The organism is Streptomyces apricus, from assembly GCF_008369065.1.
Lineage (GTDB): Bacteria > Actinomycetota > Actinomycetes > Streptomycetales > Streptomycetaceae > Streptomyces > Streptomyces apricus.
Genome location: NZ_VDFC01000058.1, coordinates 175,990 through 180,953, shown reverse-complemented (window position 1 = coordinate 180,953; position 4,964 = coordinate 175,990). Strand labels below are relative to the sequence as shown.

At 76.5% G+C, this 4,964-nt stretch carries 5 protein-coding genes; 2 read left to right on the top strand and 3 right to left on the bottom strand.

What is annotated here, in order from left to right:
- On the top strand, positions 1-1,060 hold a 1,060-nt coding region (locus FGF04_RS32445), incomplete at its 5' end, for an O-antigen ligase family protein (RefSeq protein ID WP_408055698.1).
- Between the two features lie 560 nt (positions 1,061-1,620).
- Here FGF04_RS32445 and FGF04_RS32440 read toward each other — a convergent pair.
- Together FGF04_RS32440 and FGF04_RS32435 are read right to left on the bottom strand one after the other, a co-directional pair.
- Positions 1,621-2,178, bottom strand: a complete 558-nt coding sequence (locus FGF04_RS32440; RefSeq protein WP_149514940.1) for a hypothetical protein — start codon at positions 2,176-2,178, stop codon at positions 1,621-1,623.
- A gap of 94 nt (positions 2,179-2,272) precedes the next feature.
- Positions 2,273-3,058, bottom strand: a complete 786-nt coding sequence (locus tag FGF04_RS32435; RefSeq protein WP_149514939.1) for a glutamate racemase — start codon at positions 3,056-3,058, stop codon at positions 2,273-2,275.
- 58 nt (positions 3,059-3,116) lie between these two features.
- On the opposite strand from FGF04_RS32435, the gene FGF04_RS32430 reads away from it, so the two are divergent.
- Positions 3,117-4,292, top strand: coding sequence for a glycosyltransferase (locus FGF04_RS32430; protein ID WP_235882613.1), 1,176 nt, complete (start codon positions 3,117-3,119; stop codon positions 4,290-4,292).
- Between the two features lie 28 nt (positions 4,293-4,320).
- Here the strand turns inward: FGF04_RS32430 and FGF04_RS32425 are convergent.
- A partial coding sequence (locus FGF04_RS32425; protein ID WP_456340036.1) for a TerD family protein occupies positions 4,321-4,964 on the bottom strand: 644 nt, incomplete at its 5' end.

Below are 4,964 nucleotides of genomic sequence, written 5' to 3'. Positions count from 1 at the left end.
GTCCACGGGGATGGCTTCGGCCGCAGGTCCGGCGTCGGCGCACGACAGACGCAGCGCGTCGGACGCGGCGGGGGTCGCGGTGCTGGGCGCCTGCGCCGTCTGGTCCCTGATCACCGCCGCCGTGCACGGCGGCCGGCCCGAGGGGATGCTGCTCGCGGTGCTCGCCGTCGCGGCCGGGTACGCCTCGGGACGGATCTGCGGCGAGCTGCTGCCGGTCGCCGCGCCCGGCGCGGGCGCGCTGGCGGGGCTCGCACTGGCGGTGGCGGCCCCGCACATCAATCCGGGCAGCCAGGTGACCTCGCCGCTCGGGCAGACCGGCGCGACCGCCGCGCTGCTCACCCTCTCCGCGGGCGCCGCGTGCTGCGCGGCCTGGGCCGCCGGTCCGCCGGGACTGCGGCTGGCGCTGCGCCTGCTGGCCGCCGGCACTGCGGTCACCGCGCTCGTGCTGGGGTCGACCTCGGGGTTCGCGGCCTGTCTGGGGGTGCTGCTCTGCTCGCTCGCCGCGGACCGGATGCGCCGCAGGGCCGTGGGGCTCGGCGGTCTCGTGCTCGCGGTGACCCTGGTCACCGGGGCGGCCTGGGCGGTCGCCGAGGACGCGCTGCCCGACGGTCTCACCACGTCCCTGGAGGGGCAGCTCACCCAGCACCGGGTGCTGCTGTGGCACGACGCGCTCGACATGGCCGCCCGGGAGCCGGGCCTCGGCATCGGCCCCGGGCGCTTCGCGGAGCTGAGTCCGACGGCCACGCAGACGCTGCCGTCCGACGGCAGGCCCCACTCGGCGCCGTTCCAGCAGGCGGCCGAGCAGGGCGTCCTGGGCGTCGTGCTGCTCGCCGCGGTGTTCTGCTGGGTCCTGTACGCACTGTGGCGGTCGCCGCGCCCCACGCCGGTCGTCCTGACGGCGGGCGCGGCGCTGACGGCCCTGGCGGCGATCGCCGCGGTCGGCAACGCGCTGAGCTTCACCACGGTCACCGCGGGCGCGGGCCTGCTGGCGGGCCTGGCCACGGCCCGCACGTCCGCACCGGGTCCGCCGACCCCGCCGGGAGGACCGGGCGACCGGTGAGCGACGGCCCCGCCCGGGCGAACGGCTGCGGGTCGCCCGGGCGGGGCGGGGCCGGACCGGGCAGGGCTTGTCGGACGGTGGAGCCTGCCGTTCCTGTACGACTGGCCGAGCGGCCCTGGGGCCCGCGCCCTCGCGGGTCGCCCGCGGTCCCGCGTGAGGGGAGCGCTGCCGCTGTCGTGGGGCCGGACGTCGCTGTCGCTGGGCCGGAGGCCAGCGGGCGCGGAGCCGGACGCCAGCAGGTGCGGGGCCGAGCGTCAGCGGGTGCGGGGCCGGAAGCCAGCCGGCGCAGGGCCAGACGTCAGCGGGTGTGGGGCCGGAGGCCAGCGAGCCCGGGGCCGGACGTCAGCCGGTGCGGGACCGCAGGCCAGCCGGCGCGGAGCCGGACATCAGCCGGTGCAGGGCCGCAAGCCAGCCGGCGCGGAGCCGGAGGCCAGCAGGTGCGGGGCCGAGCGTCAGCGGGCCCGGGCCTGGGCCCGAGGCCAGCGGGCCTGGGGCCACAAGCCAGCCGGCGCGGAACCGGACATCAGCCGGTGCAGGGCCCGAGGGCCCGGAGCCGGACGTCAGTGGGTGCGGCCCGTGGTCGCCGGGCGTAGGCGGTCGCGGATCACGCGTACCGCCGCCTCCGCGTTGTCCACCGTGATCGTGAACGTGTGGCCGTCGCCCAGCAGGAGCACCAGGCCCTCACCGCGCCGGACGACCACCGCGGTGCCCTTCTCCGGGCGCCAGCGGTACCCCCAGCCGCCCCACTGGCGCGGGGTGACCCGGGGCGCGAAGTCGGCGCCGGTGATGTGCGACAGCAGGATGCGGCGGCGCGGGAAGCCCATATGGCCGCAGCGCACCTCCAGGCACTCCTTGTCGACCTTGACCGCGACGTGCACGAACGCGAGCGTCCCGAAGAGCACCAGGAGCCCTGCGGCGATGCAGCCGACCACGGACATGGCGAGCGGGGCGACGCCCGACGTCCATGCCGAGTCGACGGCCAGCTCGATGCCGAGCGCCAGGCAGGCGGCTCCGATGCTCGCGAGCAGCCACTGCATCCGGTTCGACGCGCGGCCGTGCCAGACCTCGGTGTGCGGGGCGTCGGCAGCGCCCTGTTCGCCGTGGGGGTGGTCCGTCATGCCCATGAGCGTACTCACGTTCCGCACGGTGGGCACCTGATCGCGGACGGTTGCCGGGCCGGGCGGACGTGACGCTTCCGCCGCGGGCCCGGGTTCAGCGCGCGGAGCTGACCGCCTGGAGGAGGCGGCCCTCGGCGTACGTCAGCGCGGTGGCGGGCAGGGCGCCCTCGCGTCCGCCGAGCAGCACGGTGACCGCGCCCCGGTCGGGGGCGTCGGGCAGGGCGGCCGCACCGGTGCGGCGCAGTGCCTGGGCGGCCACGGCGCCGGCGGAGCCGTGCAGGACCAAGGGCGCGGCGCCGGGCCGCTGGACGGCCGCGCGGATGCGCTCGGCGACCAGTTCGTAATGGGTGCAGCCCAGGACGACGGCTCTTACATCGTCCGGGGTGCGGGCCGCTGCCGCGGCGACCGCGGCGTCGATGCCCGCCTCGTCGGCGTGCTCGACGGCGTCCGCGAGGCCCGGGCAGGGCACCTCCGTGACGCTCACCCCGTCGGCGAACTCGCGGATGAGCCCGCGCTGGTAGGGGCTGCCGGTGGTCGCGGGCGTGGCCCAGATCGCGACGGGCCCGCCGCCGGCCGCGGCCGGCTTGATCGCGGGGACGGTGCCGATGACGGGCACCGCGGGCTCCAGGCGGGCGCGCAGCGCGGGCAGCGCGTGCACGGAGGCGGTGTTGCAGGCCACGATCAGCGCGTCGGGCCGGTGCGCGGCGGCCGCCTCGGCGACGGCGAGGGCGCGCTCCGTGACGTCCTCGGGGGTGCGGGGCCCCCACGGCATGCTGCCGGGGTCCGAGGAGAGGACGAGCTCCGCGTCGGGTCGCAGCCGGCGAACCGCGGCGGCCGCGGCGAGCAGTCCGATTCCGGAGTCCATGAGCGCGATCTTCACCCGGTCACCCTAGCCGATGCGCCCCGCCGGACCGCCGTGGTGGGGCAGACTGCGACGGGTGAGCGCCCTCGTGTGGACCGCTGTCGGATCGCTGGCCGCCTGGCTGTGGCTGCTCCTCGGCCAGGGCTTCTTCTGGCGCACGGACGTCCGGCTGCCGCCGCGCCGGGACCCGGACGTCTGGCCGTCGGTCTGCGTCGTCGTGCCGGCCCGCGACGAGGCCACCGTCCTGCCGGAGAGCCTGCCCTCGCTCCTCGCGCAGGAGTACCCGGGGCGGGCCGAGGTCTTCCTCGTCGACGACGGCAGTTCGGACGGCACCGGGGAACTGGCCCGCGCACTGGGCCGGCGGCACGGCGGGCTGCCGCTGACCGTCGCCTCGCCCGGGGAGCCGCCCGCGGGCTGGACCGGCAAGCTGTGGGCGGTGCGCCACGGCATGGGTCTGGCCCGCGCCCGTGACCCGGAGTACCTGCTGCTCACCGACGCGGACATCGCCCACCGGCCGGACAGCCTGCGGCAGTTGGTGGCCTCGGCGGTCACCGGGGAGTACGACCTCGTCTCGCAGATGGCCCGCCTGCGGGTGGAGAGCGTCTGGGAGCGGCTGGTGGTGCCGGCGTTCGTCTACTTCTTCGCGCAGCTGTACCCGTTCCGGTGGATCGCCCGGAAGGGCTCGCGCACGGCCGCCGCGGCGGGCGGCTGCGTCCTGCTGCGGACGGCCGCCGCCGAGCGGGCCCGCATCCCGGACGCCGTCCGGCACGCCGTCATCGACGACGTGGCGGTGGCGCGGGCCGTGAAGGGCTCCGGAGGGCACATCTGGCTCGGGCTCGCCGACCGGGTCGACAGCGTGCGCCCCTATCCGCGGCTGCACGACCTGTGGCGGATGGTCTCGCGCAGCGCGTACGCCCAGCTGCGCCACAGCCCGCTGCTGCTGGCCGGCACCGTGGCCGGCCTCGCCGTGGTGTACCTGGTGCCGCCGGTGGCCCTCGTCGCGGGGCTCGCGGCGGGCAGCGGTACGGCTGCGGTGGCCGGAGGGCTGGCGTGGCTGACGATGACGGCGACGTACGTGCCGATGCTGCGCCACTACCGGCAGCCGCTGTGGCTCGCCCCGCTGCTGCCGGTCACCGCCCTGCTGTACCTGTTGATGACGGTGGACTCCGCGGTGCAGCACCGCCGCGGGCGCGGCGCGGCCTGGAAGGGCCGCACCTACGCCCGCCCCGACGCGGCTCCCGAGCGGCCGTGAGCCGTGCCGGACCGCGTGTCCGGGCGGCTCACTTCCTGCCGGGGGTCCAGTTCATGCCCCATCCGTAGGCATGGTCCACGGTGCGCTGCGGGCTCACCCCGCGGTCGGGGACGAGGAAGCGCGCCTCGCGCTGCACGACGAGGTCGTTGCCGGTGTTGGTGATGAGGGCGAGCGCGCACACGGTCGAGGGCACGGTGCACTCGCCGAGCGAGAAGTCGACGGGTGCGCCGTGCAGCGGCTGGAGGGTGACCGTGGCGTCGAGGTCGGCGAAGGAGCGCGCGCCCTCGTAGATGGTGACGAAGATGAGGATGCGCCGCAGGTACCGGGTGTGGTCGAGGTTGATGCTGAGGTTCTCGCCGCTCGACGAGGCGCCGGTGCGGTCGTCGCCGTCGAGGTGGACGAACGGCGGCTGGTGCAGTGCGCCGAAGGCGTTGCCGAGGGCCTGGACGACGCCCTTGCTGCCGTCGGAGAGCTCGTAGAGGGCGCACAGGTCGAGGTCGAGGTCCGCGTGCATGGCGATGGCCCGGCCCAGCTTGGCCTGCCAGCCCGAGAACTGCTTGCGCACCGTCCAGTTGAGGTTCACGCGCATCACGCCGGAGGTGCCGCCCTGCTTGGTCAGCGAGACGGACGGCGCTTCCTTGGTGAGCGTGACCTTGGTCAGGCGTACGGGGG

Coding starts and splice junctions, on each gene's coding strand:
- FGF04_RS32440 (WP_149514940.1), bottom strand. CDS start 2,178: ATGACGGACCACCCCCACGGCGAACAGGGCGCTGCCGACGCCCCGCAC.